Source organism: Planktothrix sp., assembly GCF_046067725.1.
In the GTDB taxonomy this organism is placed as follows: Bacteria; Cyanobacteriota; Cyanobacteriia; order Cyanobacteriales; family Microcoleaceae; genus Planktothrix.
The window spans coordinates 1-19062 of sequence record NZ_JBJUDF010000152.1; the positions used below are offsets into that span (position 1 = coordinate 1).

Genomic DNA, 19062 nt, shown 5'->3' on the forward strand with positions numbered 1-19062 from the left:
ATCCTGGGTTTGGGGGTTCGCCTTAAGCTGGCGACAAACTTCATAACCATCCAGACCGGGCATCATAATGTCCAGGAGGATCAAATCAGGGGGATTGGCTGACTGAGCAATTGTCAATGCTTTTTCACCATTATTAGCAACTTTGACCCGATAATCGTCCTTCAGCAGTCCACTAATAAAAATCAGGTTATCCGGGGTATCGTCTACAACTAAAATGGTCGCTTTTTCATTCTGGCTTTGAGAGATGTCCATATCCTTTTATTAACTTTTTGATTGTTTCAGACTTTGCCTAGCCAATCCTAACGCCCTATGGGCTGCGTCAAAATCAAATGAATTTACCCCAGCTTCAATAGCTCTGTAATCATTTGGGAAGGCATTTCTCAGTAAATCGGCATGATCTTGTAACAGATCAGCAGCTTCAGCATCATTTTCAACGAGGAATTCCGACAGTCGAGTACAAATCTCTTCCAGTTTTACCCAGTCGATGGTCACCTGGGCTGTAACGGTTTCTGGTGGAAGCTGAATCTCCAGTTGGTTGATCAACGTTTCCAGAGGGCTACGAATTGTGGCTAATAATGAATCGACTTCTGAGCGAGAATACTCGTCTTTTTTGAGGGCTGTTTCAAGGGAGGCAGATACTTCCTGTATTGTAACCGCACCAATGTTGCCAGCAACCCCCTTGAGGGTGTGAGCCAACCGTTCAGCTTGGGTTTGATCATCCGCTTCCAGTGCTTGGATGATTTGGTCTACAACCGTTTTCTGTCCCAAGGTAAATTTTCGCAGCATAGACAGATACAGTGATTTCTTGCCGAGAACTCGTCGCAGTCCTTCCGAGGTATCAAGACCTAGAATATCGGATGGAATGACGATAGCATCCTCTGAATTTAAAGGCATAACTGTAGGTTGTTCTGGAGGCTGAGTTCCCCCTGAACGAGGTGTAATCCATTTCAACAGCGTTTTCCAGAGTTGCTCCGGTTCAATGGGTTTGGCAACATGATCGTTCATTCCCACTTCTAAACACCGATCTCGATCGTCCTGCATCACGCTGGCGGTCATTGCCACAATGGGTAAACGATTGTAACGGGCATCTTTGCGGATCACAGCAGTCGCTTCCACACCATCCATTTCTGGCATCTGCATATCCATCAACACAATATCGTAGTCACCCGTCTTCACCTTTTCTACGGCGATGCGTCCGTTTTCGGCCAGATCAACGACAAATCCAGCATCGCTTAACAAAGCGATCGCCACATCTTGATTGATTTCGTTGTCTTCAACCAGCAGAATCTTAGCGTTGGTAATCTGTTTAAGGCGGTCAATTAAAAGGGTCGAAGTTTCAGAGGTTGAAGTGCTGAGCTTTTCTACATGACCACCGAGTAATCCCACTAAACTATCAAACAGGATAGAGGCATTAACAGGCTTAACAAGTACATCTGCAATGCCCAAGGTTTCGGCGACTTTGAACACTTCCTCCCGTCCGTAGGCGGTGACAATCAAATGATGGGGTTTATGTTGTAAGGGTAGGTCTTGCATCCGACGCACGACTTCTAGCCCATCCATACCTGGCATTTGCCAGTCAAGAAAAACAATCTCGTAAGGACGACGTTCTGCATCAGCCACCGCCACAGCTTGCAACGCTTCTGAACCGGAACTGGCTTGATCAAGATTAAATTTCATATGTTCGAGTAGATCCATCAACACCAGTCGGGCGTTTTCATTGTCATCTACGACTAATACACGCTTGCCTTCGAGGTCATGACTCAGCACTAAGCGCCTTGTTGCTGCGGTGCTCTTGCGTAGACATACGGTACACCAAAAGGTGCTACCTTTGCCGTATTCACTTTCAACACCAACTTCCCCTCCCATGAGTTCTGTAATTCGCTTACAGATCGCTAAACCGAGTCCAGTTCCCCCAAACTTGCGGGTCGTGGAAGTATCCGCCTGTTGGAAACCTTGGAATAACTGTCCTAACTGCTCCGGTGTCAAGCCAATTCCGGTGTCTTTGACGGCAATATACAGAACAATATCGCTGTCACGGTATTCCTTGAGCCTGACGATAATAACAATTTCACCCTTTTCCGTGAACTTAACAGCGTTATTCGCATAGTTAATCAGGATCTGACCTAAGCGTAAGGGATCGCCAATAAAGTTTCTGGGTAAATTTCGATCAATATCAAAGATCAGTTCTAAACCCTTAGCGGCGGCTTTTTCACTAATTAAGGTTGAAACATTTTCCAGTACCTTTTCTAGTTCAAAATCAATAGACTCAATAGTTAATTTACCCGCTTCAATTTTCGAGAAATCTAAAATATCATTAATAATTCCCAACAAGTGTTGACTAGAAGTTTGAATTTTAGTTAAGTATTCCCGTTGACGAGAAGTTAAATCCGTTTTCAGTGCTAAATGGGTCATGCCAATGATGGCATTCATGGGAGTGCGAATTTCATGGCTCATATTGGCAAGAAAATCAGCCTTAACTCGACTGGTTTCCTCAGCCAGTTCCTTCGCCCGTCGCATTTCCTCCTCAGCGGCTTTAATCTTGCCAATATCCGTGAGCCACCCCAACACTCCGGGCTTCCCTTCGTATTCCGTGAGCATGAAAGTGGCCATAATATCGCGAATCTCCCCAGTGGGGCTATACATTTTGAAATAACCCCCTTCATAGATTCCCTGGCGTTGTAGTTCTGCCAGCATTTGAGGGCGAACCGAGGGATCAACATAGATTTTGACCGGGGAGTCCCCGATCTTGAGATCCACCAAGTCGGCAATACGTTGGTTCGCAAACCGGGTAATGCCATCGACGGTAATGGCGACTCCAACCGGAGCTTTATCGAGAATGGACTGAAGGTGTTCACGCTGGCGAGTAATTTCCAATTCAGCTTGTTTACGGGCTGTAATGTCGCGGACTGAGGCAAATATACTGATATCGTGTTCCCCCACCGCAGGCAAACGGGCTAGTCCCACTTCAACGGGAAACGAAGAACCATCGTGGCGCAGACCCAGCACTTCTTGATTGTGAACGCCTCTATGACAAGCCGGCTCTGAGTGTGAGTTACAATTTTCACAGTCGAAATGATATACACAGATTTCATCCAGTCCCAGTCTGTGGATGGGCTGACCGATTAATTGATGAGCCTCATATCCAAACATTCTGGCTAGGGAAGTGTTAGCTAGGATAATCATGCCCTTGGCGTCAATCACTAGCATCCCATCGGGAGCATATTCAATCATCCCTCGATACCAAGCTTCCGTTTCTGCCAAAGCCTTACTTTGATCCCGTTGCAACGCCGTTTCACGTAATACTACCAACATCACAATCCCTGTGAGTAATGTGGTAGCTAGGGTGACCGCAATGACAATAATATGGGGTTCAACGCCCGTAATAGAGTTACGACTGACGGGGTTGGGCAGGAAATAAGCCGCCCTCATTCCAGAATAGTGCATAGCCGATGTTGCCAGTCCCATGATCACGGCTGAAATCGTTAAGGCATAGCGACTCGCGACTACTGAGAACAGACTGATGTAGAAGCGAAACCACAGTGCGGTTATAGCTAAAATGATCGCGACTACAATTGAGAAGGTGAAGCGGAAGACATTGTAGCGAATCAAGCCATCCAATCGCATGGCTGCCATGCCTGTATAGTGCATTGTACCAATGCCAAGCCCAAATAATGTCCCTGCAATCAGCAAGACTTTGAAACTAGGGTGGGAACGGGTAATGAAGTGCATCGCATAGACGCTAGCCGCTACACCTGGAACCATCGATAGGGCTGTCACCCCAGGATCATAGTTGATACCGCAAGGCAAGCGGAAACCGAGCATCCCAATGAAGTGCATGGCCCAGATGCCAATCCCCATTGCCAATCCACTCAAGGAAAACAGGGTATTACGAATGTGTTGAGCCGTCACCCGTTCAGCAAACTGGCACATCAAAAAGGCAGTATAGGAAGTAAAAATAGCAATGGCGATGGAAAGAATAACCAATCCCGGATGGTACTCGCCATGATAGACAATACGGCTATCCGGCATCTGGTGAACAAAATGTAAGTAATCGCCGAACATTAGATAATATATTTTTTTAACCTAGATCTCTATAAATATTCTTCTTGTATCGGAATTTTTACTTTTTGTAAATCGGGAAGTTTAACAACTTCTTTCTCCGGTTCCTTCACATTAATCGGCATTCTCAAGGGTTGACGTTGTTCTACCCAACAACTGGCTAACGGTAAGGTTTGATCCAAATCTTCCAACGGTCGCGGAATCACCATCACCGCGTTTAACTCGCCGATGCGTTCAGCTTCAAACATTCCTGCCTCAACGGCCATCGCTACATCGGACACGGCCCCCCGAATAATCGCCGTACACAACCCCGCCCCAATGCGTTCATAGGACATCAGGCGTACATCTGCGGCTTTTAACATGGCATCTGCCGCCCCGACCATTGCCGGAAAACCGCGTGTTTCTAGTAAACCGACCGCTTGATGACTTAAACGATGACTTCCCCCCCCACTGGTGAGATGAGATAAGCGGGAACTAATGGGAAGCACAATTTCTAAATTGGGAAACGGTCGAGGAATCACTAAGGTGGAGATAAATTGACCAAATTGTTTAGCCGTTTGCGCCCCGGTTTCCACCGCTAATCTCACCTCAGCAATTTTTCCACGGACAATGGCTGTACAATGTCCCCCGCCGATTTTCTCATATCCGACTAAATGAACTCCGGCGGACTTCAGCATCATATCTGCCGTCCCCACAATCGCCGGGAAGCTCTGAGTCGAAACTAAACCCAAAGCCATATCTTTAAACTCATTCTGAACCGAGCGTTCAGAAGAACCGGAATTTTGTTTGTTTGCGTCCATGTTCAATCATTCCGATGGGTCGGGGTGTAGGGGGGGAGGTCATCCCGCCCGTACCCTATTCTCTTCATATCCCATAATGAAAGAGTTTTCTTCAACTCTGGGATTTATTGAAGGCTTTGCGATGGGGAAGCAAGGTATCTAATAATAAGCTCAGGTGTTCTTTGCCGTAGATAATCGGAGGCAGGGGCTGAGGTGACAGTTCCAGGGTTTCTGGAGACTGTGGAGCCAGAGCTTTTTCTTCCGATTGTTCCTCTGAAGTGGTGATAGTCTCCGCCTGATCCGAACCCGTCGTTGTTTCGGGTTCAAGAGAATCCGAGAGTACATCTGACGGTTGAGCCGGTTTTTCCTCCAATGCCGACAAAATCTGTGGTTCTGGAGGAAAGGAGACTAAATCGGACAGCGGATCGGATTCTTCCTCAAAGGTAGAAATGATTTGGGGTTCCGGTGGTAGAGGCACGGGTTCTGGTTCTAATTCACCAGAGCGATCGCCAATCACAGATCTAGCAGCAACCACTTGTTCCGGTTCAATCGAACTCTCAAAAATCGTTGTTTCTGAACCAATACAGGCATTTTCCCCCAGGGTTCCTGCCCCCAAAATTAACACTCCTGACCCCAATACAACACCTGCTTCTATTTCTAGGATACCTTCATAAGCCTGAATCACGACTCCCCGACCCACACAAACCCCCGCAGCAATCCGAAGCTGGCTTTTTGGAGCCGCTTGTAGAATCACTCCGGGTGCAAGGGTGGCACTCGGATCGATGGTGACATCGCCACTCACATAAACGTCAGGGTTTAGGAGTTGCGGTGGCGATATGTTCATTGTTGCTGGAACCTCTAGCGTTTCAACAGGAAACTGGATCTTAGGGACGTTGGATAATTTCCTCCAGCACCCGACGTTTGGCTTTTGAGTCAATCCCAATTAACCGGACATATTCGCCGCGATGTTCGTTTAGGCAACCGTCTAAAGCAGCCATGACTTCGGAGATATTGTTGGATTGAATCGGAGAACAACTTTTCCAAGATCCGGTGCGGAAGCGACGAGCATCAGCGTGTTCTGTGCCAATTTTGAAGCCTTTGGCTAATAGATCCCGAACCTGCTCGGTAACGTTGTTACCCAGTTTGCCACTCGATACCGGAGCCGCACTGGTGGTGCTGGCTGATGCCGGGGCTGAAGTTGAAGTGGCTTTCACCACTTTACCGTCGGGACGTTGAACAATTTCTTCAACCGCACGACGTTTGTTTTTGGGGTCAATCCCAATTAAACGGACATATTCCCCGGTATGCTCACTGAGGATGGCATCTAATTTCGAGAGAATGTCAGCAACCCCTGATCCCGAAATGCTGGGGCCACTGCGCCAAGATCCGGTACGGAAGCGACGAGCATCAGCGTATTCTGTACCAATTTTGAAGCCTTTGGCTAAGAGATCGCCAATTTGTGCGCCTAAATCAGAATTGCTGACGCTGGCGGTCGCTACAGCAGCAGAGGCGGTAGTGCTGACTTTACCATTACTGGATTTTTGGGCAACGGGGCCATCGGGACGTTGAATGATTTCTTCCACAACCCGACGTTTGGCTTTAGAATCAATGCCCAACAGACGGACATATTCTCCGGCGTGTTCTCTCAGGCAAGTTTCTAAAGCGGCAACGACTTCTCCAGTGGTTTTGCCGTTGATGGGGGCGCCACTCTTCCAAGATCCGGTACGGAAGCGACGAGCATCAGCGTGTTCTGTACCAATTTTGAAGCCTTTGGCTAACAGATCTCCGATTTGCTGGAGGATTTCAGCGGGTAAGCTGGCACTGCCGCTATAGGCGTAGGAGCGATCGCGTCCACTGCCATTACCCGTAGATTCGTTGCGAATGGGGTTAATACAAGAAGCGTTTTCAGAGCACTGATAACCGGCTTTCAGAGATTGGTTAACGCCAATCACATGAGTTGCAAAGCTCAGATCGGCATCTGTGACATTGGGTAAGCGATCAGCTTGTTGTTGATTGGTGATAATGGAACCGGAGGGAACGTATTTTCCGGGGGGAATTTCGACGTCTTGGATTAAAACGTGCATCATCACAATGCAGCCATTCCCGACTCGGGCATTGAACACCGTTGAGCGGAACCCGATAAAACAGTTATCACCCACATAAGCTGGCCCATGAATTAAGGCCATGTGGGTAATTGAAGAGTTTTTTCCAACCCAAACGGAATAGGTTTGGCCGTCATCGCCTTTAACGCGACCTTCTTCTAAGCCATGAATGACTACGCCGTCTTGGATATTGCTATTTTCACCAATAGCAAAGGGGTAACCTTCGTCGGCGCGAATAGAGGTTCCGGGGGCGACTAATACATTAGCCCCAATGCGAACGTCACCAATAATATTAGAAAAAGAATGTACATAAGCCGTTGGATCGATTTTCGGCTCTGCCAAGTTCTTCGACCAAGGGGTTGGAGGTGCCGCTAGGCCACGAACTGCCATATCTTAATTGCTCCTAACCAAATAGTTGTTTGTTGTTCGTTTTTAGGGTTCGTTATCTCAGAAGTTAAAATCGGTGATTAAGAAGTGGATTGAATAAAAACTGAAGAACTTCTAAAGTTTTTGAATTTCGGGTGCAAAATCTCAATTTTTTTGAAAATTTCAATTATCCTATTAAGGAACACCCTCTCAGCTTTTGTCCTTTTCAGGATTGATAGCTTCTCGCTTCTCAATTCCCCAACTTTCTCTCCTGTTAATAATGATCTTTTTTGCTGTAAATCGAGCGGTTTCCCACACTTACGGTATCAATAATGGCAACAACAGCCGCATCGCTGGGTCGTTTTTCACTTCCTTCGATTTGACGGGCTGCACTTCCACGACTGACGAGTACCCATTCACCGACTCCGGCTCCCACTGCATCAATCGCCACCTCATATCCATTGGATATATCTTCTCCATTTTCATCTACAAATCTGACTAGGAGAAATTTGGAACCGCGTAAACTGGGTTCTTTTTGATTACCGACGACTGTGCCAATCACTTTGGCAATTTGCATAAAAGTTGGAGGATGAATCAAGGGAAATTTTCAGTAACAATGGGTCGGATACACCGACTGAACGTTACGGTTTAAATCTTCTGGAAATTAAGGACGGCTCATGGGACGTCCAACCATCGCTTCGCGGAATTGTTCCACTGCTTCGGTGTAGCGAATGGGTAAAACGTATTCTAAGTTTTCGTGGGGACGGGCAATAATATGGGTGGATAACACTTGTCCACCGTTGACTCGACGCACGGAATCAACCCCAGCCGCAACAGAGGCTTGGACTTCGGAGACATCCCCGCGCACAATCACGGTAACTCGGCCACTGCCAATTTTCTCATATCCCACTAAGGTGACACGGGCGGCTTTCACCATTGAGTCTGAGGCTTCCACCACGGCGGGAAAGCCTAATGTTTCAATCATGCCTACTGCAATTGCCATTAAATTTGACTCCTAAAATCAATCAAAACGGTTCAGAAATACACGGAATGCTATCGTACAACAGCAGAATTCCGATCAAACTTGAAATTGACTTCTGTGCGGGAAATTGCCTTTAAGAATGAATAGGCTTGTCAATATCAATGTTGTATTTTTTTGAGTCCTTAGTAAGACCGGAATTGTTCAACCGCATCGGTATAGCGAATTGGGAGAACATATTCTAAGTTTTCATGGGGACGGGCAATAATGTGGGTGGAAGCAATCTCACCGCCGTTGACTCGTTTGACGGCTTCAATTCCCGCCGCAACGGATGCTTGAACTTCGGACACATCCCCACGCACAATCACGGTGACTCGGCCACTGCCAATTTTCTCATATCCCACTAAGGTAACGCGAGCAGCCTTCACCATTGAGTCTGCGGCTTCGACGACAGCAGGAAAGCCGATGGTTTCAATCATTCCAACAGCGATTGACATTGTTTAACTCCTAATTAATGAACAGACTAAACTACACTGTATTTTTAAGCAATAAGTGACTTCCGAACAGTTTCAACCTTCGGATCAAGGGCTACACTCCAAGTTGTAGTTGCCTTTAAGTCAAATTTTACGGCAAGAGTGCTCCCTAGATTTTGCAAGAGTTATTTTTTTCTGTTGCTCAACTCCATACCGTTAGCATGGAATGGGGGATCAGCCCTGCTCTAGTAAGAGCCACTTATGTTGCGGTCGGTTGTACCGTACCTTAATTTTTTGTCAATTACGGTTTTAGATGACCTACAATTTCAGTTTGCAGAAATAGTCACGAACCTCCCTCTCTAAGAATAGGAGAAGGGTGACACCCTTGACAATATTAACCTGCATTATATTTTCTCATTTTTAATATTATTTTTATTGATAATTAATTTTAATGAAGTTTTGTTAAGATTCTAAAAATATTAAACGTGCTTGAAATAAACAAACTCTAGTTTATAGAGTTTTTTGCTTTTTAAACCTATAAAAAGTATATCAAAAATCAATCAAGGCTGAGAACAAACCCAAAGGCAAAATCTTGGTATAGTAAATTGATAATTCATAAGATTTTTCTAATTTAACTTAAGATGACTGATTTCCTCCTCCACACCAGTTGGTGGATACCTTTGTATGGCTTAATTGGGGCAATCTTGACCTTACCTTGGTCAACGGGGTTGGTGCGTCGTACCGGGCCAAGACCTGCCGCCTACTTTAATTTGTTAATGACGGTTCTAGCATTTATTCATGGTTCGGTCATTTTCCGTACCACTTGGGATGAACCGATTCAGCAAATTGTCATCCATTGGGTACAGACCACTGATTTAGATTTGTCCTTTGCTTTAGAAATCTCCCCTGTAAGTTTGGGGGCGATGGAAGTTGTCACCAGTCTGAGTTTAATTGCTCAATGCTTCGCCCTGGGATACATGGAAAAAGACTGGGCGTTGGCTCGGTTTTTTGCGTTGATGGGATTTTTTGAAGCAGCCATTAGTGCCTTAGCGTTGAGTGATTCATTATTACTCAGTTATATTCTTCTGGAATTATTAACTCTCTCTACCTATCTCCTCGTGGGGTTCTGGTACGCTCAACCTTTAGTGGTCACGGCGGCTAGAGATGCGTTTCTAACAAAACGGGTGGGGGATGTGTTGCTGTTGATGGGGGTGGTTTATCTGTTCACTCTGGCGGGAAGTTTGAGCTTTTCGGATTTGGAACGTTGGTCAGAGACAGCAACCTTAACGCCACTACAAGGGACTTTACTCGGTTTAGCTTTAATTGCTGGCCCCATTGGAAAATGTGCTCAATTTCCCTTAAATCTGTGGTTAGATGAAGCCATGGAAGGCCCTAACCCCGCTTCAATTCTGCGAAATTCCGTGGTAGTGGCCAGTGGAGCTTATGTCTTAATTAAACTACAACCGGTTTTAGCGTTATCTCCGATTGCTTCAACGACCTTAGTGGTTTTAGGAACGATTACAGCCATTGGTGCTTCCCTTGTTTCCATAGCCCAAATTGATCTCAAACGAGCTTTATCTCATTCCACCAGCGCCTATTTAGGATTAGTTTTTATTGCGGTGGGAGAAAGTCAAGTTGATATTGCTCTTTTATTATTATTTACCCATGCGATCGCTAAATCTCTAATTTTCATGAGTGCGGGTTCTGTCATTTTGACCACGAACACCCAAGATCTCACGGAAATGGGGGGATTATGGTCAAAAATGCCCGCCACGACAACGGCGTTTATTGTGGGTTCAGCCGGTTTAGTGGCGTTCATGCCTTTGGGAACGTTTTGGACAATGCGCCGTTGGGTGAATGGATTTTGGACAGTTCCCTTGTGGTTAATTTTGGTATTGCTTTTGGTGAATTGTTTAACGGCGTTGAATTTAACACGGGTATTTGGATTAGTTTTTGCGGGAAAACCTCAACCTAAAACCAGACGGGCACCGGAAGTTCCTTGGCCGATGGCTGTACCGATGGTGGCGATGATTATTGTTACGTTATTAGTGCCTCTGATGTTACAACAATGGCAATTATTACTAACTTGGAATAGCCCCTTAATTGCAACATCTGGCTCTGGATTTGCCGCAATTGTGCATCAATTAACGGTTCCTTTGTTAATTTTATCGGGATTAATGGGTATAGCCATTGGCGGAGCAATTTATTTATATGGGATGGGTTCTAAACCGTTCCAATTTCCATGGAAAGGATTGCAAGATTTACTGGCTTACGATTTCTATATTGATCGGATTTACAATTACACCGTTGTCTTATTGGTGAATCGCATTTCAGCCGTGAGTGCTTGGATTGATCGATATATCATTGATGGAGTTGTAAATGCCTTTGGTTTAGCCACTTTGTTTAGTGGTGAAGGGTTAAAATACAGTATTTCTGGGCAATCCCAATTTTATTTACTCACTATTACTTTAGGGGTAGGAGTTTTGGTCGCCTTAATGTTGTGGCAATTTTAATTCCAACTTTTGGGCGGGATGACCCCGCCCCTACAGATAACTGATAACTGATAACTGATTTATGCTAAGTGTATTAATTTGGGTTCCTTTGTTAGTGGCAGGTTTAATTGCATTTTTGCCGAATATATCTGCTAAAACGGCTCGTCAAATATCCTTGATAATTGCGGGAGGACTATTTTTATGGTCGTTGGTTTTAGCCGGATTATTTGATCCGAGTAATCCATCTCTACAATTTAAAGAATATCTTCCTTGGATTAAACCCCTGGGATTAAATTATTACTTAGGGGTGGATGGTTTATCGTTACCTTTAGTGATTTTAAATGGTTTATTAATTACCATTGCGATCGCCAGTAGCGATATTGCCATGAGTCGCCATCAATTGTATTATTCTTCAATTTTGCTAATTGGGGCAGGAATTGCAGGAACTTTCTTATCGCAGAATTTATTATTATTTCTCCTGTTTTATGAAGTGGAATTAATTCCGCTTTATTTATTAATTGCCATTTGGGGAGGTAAAAATAAAGGCTATGCAGCGACTAAATTTTTACTATATACGGCTGTTTCAGGATTGTTAATTTTAGCTTCTTTCCTGGGTATTGTTTGGCTAACTCACACCGTTGATTTTGATTTAGATACGATTAGTGCAACGGCTTTAGGGGTTTCTTCTTTACCCTTAACAACACAATTAATTTTATTAGGCGGTCTTTTAATTGGCTTTGGGATCAAAATTCCGTTGGTTCCCTTTCATACCTGGCTACCGGATGCTCATGTTGAAGCTTCAACCCCGGTTTCTGTGCTATTAGCGGGGGTCTTATTAAAGTTAGGAACCTATGGATTATTACGCTTTGGTGTGGGTTTATTTCCTGATGCTTGGTTAGTGGTTTCTCCCTGGATGGCCAGTTGGGCAGTAGTGACGGTTTTATATGGAGCATTTTGTGCCATTTATCAGAAAGATATGAAGAAAATGGTCGCCTATAGTTCAATTGCTCACATGGGATATATTTTATTAGGATTTGCTGCCGCTAACTCCACCAGTTTGTTAGGGTCTGTCATGCAAATGGTGAGTCATGGTTTAATCTCTGGATTGATGTTTTTAACCGTTGGGGTAGTCTATCGAAAAGCCGGAAGTCGAGACTTAGATGTTATCCAAGGATTATTAAACCCAGAACGCGGTTTACCCTTAATTGGATCAATCATGATTTTAGCGGTTATGGCGAGCGCTGGAATACCGGGTTTAGTCGGATTTGTGGCAGAATTTATTATCTTTCGAGGTAGTATGGATGTGTTCCCGGTGCAAACGTTATTGTGCATGGTGGGAACCGGACTAACCTCCGTTTACTTCCTAATTATGATGAATAAAGCGTTCTTTGGTCGCCTTTCCGAATATGTGGTGAATTTGCCTCCGGTACAATGGCGCGATCGCATTCCGGCGATAATTTTAGCATTAATTATTATGCTTTTAGGAATTCAGCCGAATTTAATGGTGAGGTTAAGTGATGCGTCTACAACAGCATTAGCGCATACTCAACCCTTATTTGCCAATCATCTTGCACAAAAACCTTAAATTTCTGAGAACACTCTGACTTTTTTTAAATTGTCAGGGTGATTCCTCCCGATCCTTTCCATTTTTTGTAAAATACAATTAACCTTAATTTTCATTAAACCTTTCAAAAAATGACTTTAATACAATCGTCTGCGGCGTCTCAACATCCCCTCTCTGAGTATATTCATCGCCTAGAGTCCGGTGAAGCCTTATTACCGGATTATCCTGAAAATTTGGTGGAAGTGGTGGGTATTTTGAAAAGTTATGGCATTGTTTTAGATGCTTATTCTAAGAATTTAATTTATATTGCAAATGAACAATTTTTAGAATTATTTCCCTTTTTTAAATATTTTAACGGTGAGGTCAAAACTCAAAAATTATTGCAATATTGGTGGCATGATCGGATTAACTTTGAATATGCCGAATATTGTATGAAAACCATGTTTTGGCATGGAGGCGGTGGCTTAGATCAATATTTAGATTCTCCTGAATTTCTCCAGTTAGCTGAAACCGCCATTCAAGCTAAAACTAAGGGAAATATCATGATTCAAACCTTACATCGTTTGTTTCCTGAATTTCTCCCCGAACAAATTCGACAACTTTCTTATTACAGTGGATTAGGTCAATTTTGGCGAGTCATGAGCGATATGTTTATTTCCCTTTCTGATCGCTATGATCGCGGAGAAATTAAATCGATTACTGAAGTCGTTAATCATATTTTATCAGGATTAGTTGAAGCCGCCAATAAACCGATTACTTATCATGTTAAAATCAAGAATAAAGTCTATGATATTCTTCCGAAATCTGCGGGATTAACCTTTTTAATGGATACAGCAGTTCCCTATGTTGAAGCGGTGTTTTTCCGAGGAACTCCTTTTCCGGGAACCGTTTCTTATAATGCTCAAGCCCATCAAATTCCTGTAGAACAAAAAGACTTTGCTTATGGTGCATTATACGCCGATCCTCTGCCCATTGGTGGGTCAGGAATTCCCCCGACTCAATTAATGCAGGATATGCGTCATTTTCTTCCTGACTATTTACATCATATTTATCAAAATAGTTGTCGTGGAGAAGATGATTTACGAGTGCAAATTTGTCAAAGTTTTCAAAAGTCCATGTATTGTGTAACAACTGCCGCTATTGTTGGATTAGCACCTTATCCGATTAGTACCTCTGATCCTGAACAAAAACAAGCCAATCGAATTTATTTTGAAAATTGGATGGATCGATTTTTAAACTCTCGTTTGGGGGAAGTGAATAAAGCCACATTTAGGGAATGTAAATTGTTTCCTGAACGTTAAGCTTCAGATCCCCGCCTAAAAACTAGACTTTAGATTGAGTGTAGAATAGGTCGCTGAAGCGTTAGAATTATATCTCTTGATCAGGTCAAGAATAGTAAAGTCAATTTCCGCATCCTGTGTTCAGTCGCCTATTAACCTCCAGCATCATTATGAATCATTATGAAATCGTCTCAACTTCAAAAACTTGCTACCTATCTGCGTCCCCATTGGAAAAAGGCGATGTGGGGAATTACCGCGTTATTTCTCGTTAATGCTTTAGGGGTTTATATTCCGATTTTAATTCGGAACGTGGTTGATGATCTGCAAGTTGCGATTGATTTTGATCAGGTACAAAATCAAGTCTTGTTTATTTTTGTTTTAGCGTCAATTATGTGGGGAATTCGGATGATTTCTCGCATTTTCATTTTTGGTGTGGGTCGTCAAGTTGAATTTGATTTAAAACAAAAGATTTTTAATCATTTATTAACCTTAGAACCGTCCTATTTTTCAGAAAGTACCGTTGGTGATTTAATTAATCGTTCGACCAGTGATGTTGATAATATCCGCCGTTTGTTAGGGTTTGCGGTTCTAAGTATTGCTAATACGATATTTGCTTATGGTTTAACCCTTCCAGTGATGTTAGCAATTAACCTGCGGTTAACATTATTATCCATTTCGGTATATCCATTAATGTTAATTTTAGTGCAGGTTTTTAGTGGAAAACTCCGAGATCAACAAATGAAGCTTCAGGAAAAACTCTCGAATATCAGTGATTTGATTCAGGAGGATCTGAGTGGAATTTCTCTGATCAAAATTTATGCACAGGAAGAGAATGAACGAAAAGCTTTTGCTAACTATAATAATGAACTGTTTGAAGCTAATTTAGATTTAGCCAAAACCCGAAATTTATTGTTTCCAATTTTAGGCGGAATTGCCAGTTTAAGCTTTTTAATCTTATTAGGCGTTGGGGATCAATATATTACCAGTGGAGAACTTAGTATTGGTAATTTTGTAGCCTTAATCTTGTATGTTGAACGTTTAGTTTTTCCTACCGCTTTATTAGGATTTACAATTACGGCTTATCAACGGGGAGAAGTTAGTATTGCTCGAATTGAAGCGATTTTAAGTGTTGAACCTCGGATTAAAGATCCATTAAAATCTTTACCCTTACCCAGTCCAGTTCAAGGATCGTTAAGTGCTTCTCATCTAACTTATAGCTATCCCAGAAGTAAAAGTCTGGCTTTAGATGATGTAAATTTTATGATTCAACCGGGAGAAACCGTTGCGATTGTTGGCCCGATTGGTTCGGGTAAAACCACGTTAGCGAATGCCATTCCTCGGTTATTAGATATTAAGATGGATCAGTTATTTATCGATGGTCAAGATATTACTCAATTAAGATTATCGGATTTAAGAAGTGCAATTGCTTATGTGCCACAAGAAAGCTTTTTATTTAGTACCAGTATTCAAAATAATATTGCCTATGGTAATCCTCTAGCTGAACAATTGGAAATTGAAAAAGCTGCTAAAATGGCTAAAATTCATGATGAAATTTTGAATTTTCCGAAACAATATGAAACTTTAGTGGGAGAACGAGGAATTCAATTATCGGGGGGACAACGACAACGAACGGCTTTAGCTAGAGCGTTATTAGTTGATGCACCGATTTTAATTTTAGATGATGCTCTTTCGAGTGTTGATAATCAAACAGCAACGGAAATTTTGCAGAATTTAAAAATCGGAACTTACCGCAAAACCGTTATTTTTATTTCCCATCAAATGTCAGCAGCAGCAATGGCTGATCGAATTTTTGTGATGGATCAAGGACAAATCATTCAAACGGGAACCCATACTCAATTAGTGGCTCAAAAAGGGTTATATCAGACCCTTTGGAACCAAAATCAATTAGAGGAATTATTAGTTTAAAGAAGATGCAAAATCAAATAGAATATAGAATCCTAAAAAATAGATTGAATAAATTCCAAATCTAAATAACCTTTTAGGGGCATATTTCCGGTTAATACTGTTAATGATTGATCCGGTTCTCCGAGATGATTAATGACTAATACAGCATCAGTAAACTCTTGATTTTTAGTATAATCATTAACTGTAATAATGGTTTTTAATCCGGCTGTTTTAGAAGCCAAAAAACCATGATGAGAATCTTCAAAAACCAAACAATTTTCTGAATTTAACCCTAATTTATCTAAGACATAAAAATAAATATCCGGGGCGGGTTTTTTAGCAGGAACAATATCCCCAGCCGCAATAATTTCAAAATCATTAGGCTGAATGGGTATATTTTCTAATAATGCTAAAACATTGGGTAAGGCGCTGGTTGTGGCGATCGCTAATCGTATACCAGCTTGTTTTGCTTGTTGAATTAACCGTTGTACCCCAGGACGTAAAGGAATTAAACCTTGATCTAATAATTTTCGATAATATTGATTTTTTAACTGATGCAAATTAACAATTAAATCATCTAAATTTTCTGTCGATAAAAAATCCGGTTCATATTGTTCAATATAATAACGAATACGCTCTTTCCCTCCCCCAATGGCTAATAATTGACCATATAAATCAATTGACCAATTCCAAGGGATACCTACCTCATGAAAAGCTTGATTAAAAGCAATTCGATGACCATCACGTTCTGTATCAGCTAATGTGCCATCGACATCAAAAATTAAAGCTTGTAATCTTCCCATTTTCCGGTTTCCTATTCCCGATTAATTAAACTTTTGTTTAGCTTGCTCATAAACTTCGACGGTAATTTGCGTTACGCCTAATTCCTGAGCCAATTTTTCAATTTTTTTACGAGCCGCAGGACGCACAAAAAAAGGGATTTCTTTTAAACGGCTTTCGGCTTCTGCTGTCCATTCCATAGAATTAATTAAGGGAAAAAATAATAAGATATATCTATCATAAACCTATTCAGGATATAATAGAATAAATCTTCAATAACTTGATGAAAATACAGTTCAAATCAAAACTGTGAACTGTATTTTATTTAATTAGGAGCCGATGCTGCTTTTTGTTCAGCAACCTTTTGATTATTGGCGTATTGTACTACCCGATCTTCAGCGACTGTAAACTTAGGATGAGATTGAGGAACTTTTTTCATCAATGCGCTGGCTTGTTGCCATGCGGTTGCTACTTTTGTCCAATCGGCTTGAGTTTGAGCGGTTTGTGCTAATTTCGCTGCATTGGTGGCTGTTTTCACCGCTTCCGCAAAAGGATCAGCCGAGGTCGCGGGAGCAGGTGTGGGATTTGAGGAACCCTGATCAGGGGCTGTAGCCGTTGTGTTCGCGGGTGCAGAGGCAGATTCTGGAGTCGGGGAAGATTCACCGGGTAAGAAGGGTAAGCGGAAAATTCCGGTTAAATGTAATCCGGCTAACAGAACCAAAACCCCTAAACCGCCTAACAGGGAAAACAGCAATACCTTACTTTTTGAGGTTTTCGGTTGCACCTCACGAGTGGTTTCATCCTGCTCATCATCAGGATCATCATCCTCTTCTGGATTATAAACCGATGAGCTTTGACGATCTCTAGGAGGCAGATACTCATCCTCATCCTCAATATCGTTCTCGTCGATAATTTCGTTGTCAATATCGTAATTTTCGTCGTCGTCTTCATCATCCACCAGAGGAATAGAAGATTCATCTAAATCAATATCATTGACAGGTTCAACCACAGGAGGCGGGGGGGTTCTTAAAACAATTTCTTCTTCCCATCGAGGTAAATCATCTCCAAACTGACGTCCATAGACTTTGACCGTGTGAATGGTTTGAACATCCAGGCTCTCCATTCCATTCCGAACAAAGTTCACTAACTCTTTTGGATGGTTTGGAACTTGATCTCCTTCTAACATGACATGGAGATAAGCCTTATCCCGCATGACATCGGCGTTAATTCCTTTGGCGTTCAGGGAACCATTGATGAGATCAGCGATCGCTTTTGGATCACCGCTTTTGGCAAGTTCCCGTCGTCGGCTTTGGTCTTGTGATGACATAGCTAAACCTCTTTTGGCGTAACGGTTCAAGCATCTCCATGATACTATCACTCATTAATCGCTTTGCAACTATTTTTGAATAGGGAACAGGGAACAGGGAACAGGGAATAGGGAATAGGGATATCTTACCCATTACCCATTACCCATTACCAGTAATTTAGATAACTTGTTCTACTTCAGATATCTCAGGAATCATTTCCTTGAGACGACGTTCAATACCCATTCTCAAAGTCATAGTCGAACTGGGACAAGAACCACAAGCACCCTGTAACCGGAGTTTAACAATTGGTCCATCTAATTCGATAATTTCTACGTTACCACCATCAGAAATGAGATAAGGGCGCATTTCATCTAGTACGGTTTCTACATTTTCTAGCGTTAATTGCATTGTTCCTGTCCTACTTCTTGATAAATTGGTAATTATCCGATAGCGAAGCGTGGCGTAGCCATGTTGCTAATGATCTAGTTTAGGCTGGGAATGGATAATTGGTCAGTTGTCAGTTGTCAGTTGTTATATTTTTCTCCCCTACTCCTTGCCTGTTCCCTATTCTAGTAGCTGAATATGAGAATAAACAAACTCAGTAATTGATTGGGGAGTTTCAGTTTTTCCGTCTTCATACTCTGCTACTATCTGCTTTGTCAAAATGTAATAAGCACCAAATTTTTGATATGTATCCGTAAATTTGAGAATGCTATTAACATCACCTGTTTGCGAATTACGAAAAACTACATGATAAGCAGAAGGGATATAACCGCAGTCTGTAGCTAGAAAATCGTCATAATTCGTCTCCAAGGCCATACGACCCATAACCCGAACTTCTTGATATATTTTTTGGTTACGGATTTGATAGTGAGAATCAGTATTCCCACCCTTGACAAAAACCTTTACACCACCATCTGCTACTGATTCACCTAAAATAAACTCATGTTGACCATAGGAATCTAAAAAACTGGTT

17 protein-coding genes are annotated in these 19062 nt (G+C 42.5%); 4 read left to right on the forward strand and 13 right to left on the reverse strand.

All coding sequences use genetic code 11. From position 1 onward, the window contains the following. From ACKPEB_RS08860 to ACKPEB_RS08895, 8 genes are all read right to left on the reverse strand, one after another. A partial coding sequence (locus ACKPEB_RS08860) for a response regulator (protein WP_408967551.1) occupies positions 1 to 252 on the reverse strand: 252 nt, incomplete at its 3' end. Positions 253 to 261: 9 nt separating this feature from the next. Next, positions 262 to 4029 carry a response regulator gene (locus ACKPEB_RS08865; RefSeq protein ID WP_408967552.1) on the reverse strand — a complete coding sequence of 1256 codons (3768 nt, stop codon included), beginning with the start codon at positions 4027 to 4029 and terminating at the stop codon, positions 262 to 264. 62 nt (positions 4030 to 4091) lie between these two features. Then, entirely contained in the window at positions 4092 to 4859 is a 768-nt protein-coding gene (locus tag ACKPEB_RS08870; protein WP_408967553.1) for a carbon dioxide-concentrating mechanism protein, read from the reverse strand. A gap of 91 nt (positions 4860 to 4950) precedes the next feature. Then, the gene (locus ACKPEB_RS08875; protein ID WP_408967554.1) at positions 4951 to 5682 is read right to left on the reverse strand and encodes a carbon dioxide concentrating mechanism protein; all 732 of its coding nucleotides are present in this window, start codon (positions 5680 to 5682) and stop codon (positions 4951 to 4953) included. Between the two features lie 40 nt (positions 5683 to 5722). Continuing rightward, positions 5723 to 7330, reverse strand: coding sequence for a ribulose bisphosphate carboxylase small subunit (locus ACKPEB_RS08880; protein WP_408967555.1), 1608 nt, complete (start codon positions 7328 to 7330; stop codon positions 5723 to 5725). A gap of 250 nt (positions 7331 to 7580) precedes the next feature. After that, a complete protein-coding gene (locus ACKPEB_RS08885; protein ID WP_408967556.1) occupies positions 7581 to 7883 on the reverse strand; it encodes a EutN/CcmL family microcompartment protein in 303 nt (100 codons plus the stop codon). An 87-nt stretch (positions 7884 to 7970) separates the two neighbouring features. Then, a complete protein-coding gene (locus ACKPEB_RS08890; RefSeq protein WP_408967557.1) occupies positions 7971 to 8309 on the reverse strand; it encodes a carbon dioxide-concentrating mechanism protein CcmK in 339 nt (112 codons plus the stop codon). A 161-nt stretch (positions 8310 to 8470) separates the two neighbouring features. Next, a complete protein-coding gene (locus ACKPEB_RS08895) occupies positions 8471 to 8782 on the reverse strand; it encodes a carbon dioxide-concentrating mechanism protein CcmK (protein ID WP_408967558.1) in 312 nt (103 codons plus the stop codon). A gap of 617 nt (positions 8783 to 9399) precedes the next feature. On the opposite strand from ACKPEB_RS08895, the gene ACKPEB_RS08900 reads away from it, so the two are divergent. From ACKPEB_RS08900 to ACKPEB_RS08915, 4 genes are all read left to right on the forward strand, one after another. Then, positions 9400 to 11271 carry an NAD(P)H-quinone oxidoreductase subunit F gene (locus ACKPEB_RS08900; RefSeq protein WP_408967559.1) on the forward strand — a complete coding sequence of 624 codons (1872 nt, stop codon included), beginning with the start codon at positions 9400 to 9402 and terminating at the stop codon, positions 11269 to 11271. A 61-nt stretch (positions 11272 to 11332) separates the two neighbouring features. Continuing rightward, positions 11333 to 12835, forward strand: coding sequence for an NADH-quinone oxidoreductase subunit M (locus ACKPEB_RS08905; RefSeq protein WP_408967560.1), 1503 nt, complete (start codon positions 11333 to 11335; stop codon positions 12833 to 12835). Between the two features lie 110 nt (positions 12836 to 12945). Then, positions 12946 to 14115, forward strand: a complete 1170-nt coding sequence (locus tag ACKPEB_RS08910) for a CO2 hydration protein (RefSeq protein WP_408967561.1) — start codon at positions 12946 to 12948, stop codon at positions 14113 to 14115. 159 nt (positions 14116 to 14274) lie between these two features. After that, positions 14275 to 16020, forward strand: coding sequence for an ABC transporter ATP-binding protein (locus ACKPEB_RS08915; RefSeq protein ID WP_408967562.1), 1746 nt, complete (start codon positions 14275 to 14277; stop codon positions 16018 to 16020). A gap of 32 nt (positions 16021 to 16052) precedes the next feature. Here the strand turns inward: ACKPEB_RS08915 and ACKPEB_RS08920 are convergent, their stop codons facing one another. The 5 genes from ACKPEB_RS08920 to ACKPEB_RS08940 all read right to left on the reverse strand — a co-directional run. Next, positions 16053 to 16802 (reverse strand): HAD family hydrolase, encoded by a 750-nt coding sequence (locus tag ACKPEB_RS08920; RefSeq protein ID WP_408967563.1) that lies wholly within the window; start codon positions 16800 to 16802, stop codon positions 16053 to 16055. 21 nt (positions 16803 to 16823) lie between these two features. Further along, positions 16824 to 16979 carry a PCP reductase family protein gene (locus ACKPEB_RS08925; protein WP_408967564.1) on the reverse strand — a complete coding sequence of 52 codons (156 nt, stop codon included), beginning with the start codon at positions 16977 to 16979 and terminating at the stop codon, positions 16824 to 16826. A 125-nt stretch (positions 16980 to 17104) separates the two neighbouring features. After that, the gene (locus ACKPEB_RS08930) at positions 17105 to 18106 is read right to left on the reverse strand and encodes a hypothetical protein (RefSeq protein ID WP_408967565.1); all 1002 of its coding nucleotides are present in this window, start codon (positions 18104 to 18106) and stop codon (positions 17105 to 17107) included. Between the two features lie 157 nt (positions 18107 to 18263). After that, positions 18264 to 18494 carry a NifU family protein gene (locus ACKPEB_RS08935; RefSeq protein WP_408967566.1) on the reverse strand — a complete coding sequence of 77 codons (231 nt, stop codon included), beginning with the start codon at positions 18492 to 18494 and terminating at the stop codon, positions 18264 to 18266. A 156-nt stretch (positions 18495 to 18650) separates the two neighbouring features. Then, positions 18651 to 19062 (reverse strand): DUF3386 family protein (locus ACKPEB_RS08940; protein ID WP_408967567.1); only part of this gene is annotated, 412 nt, incomplete at its 5' end.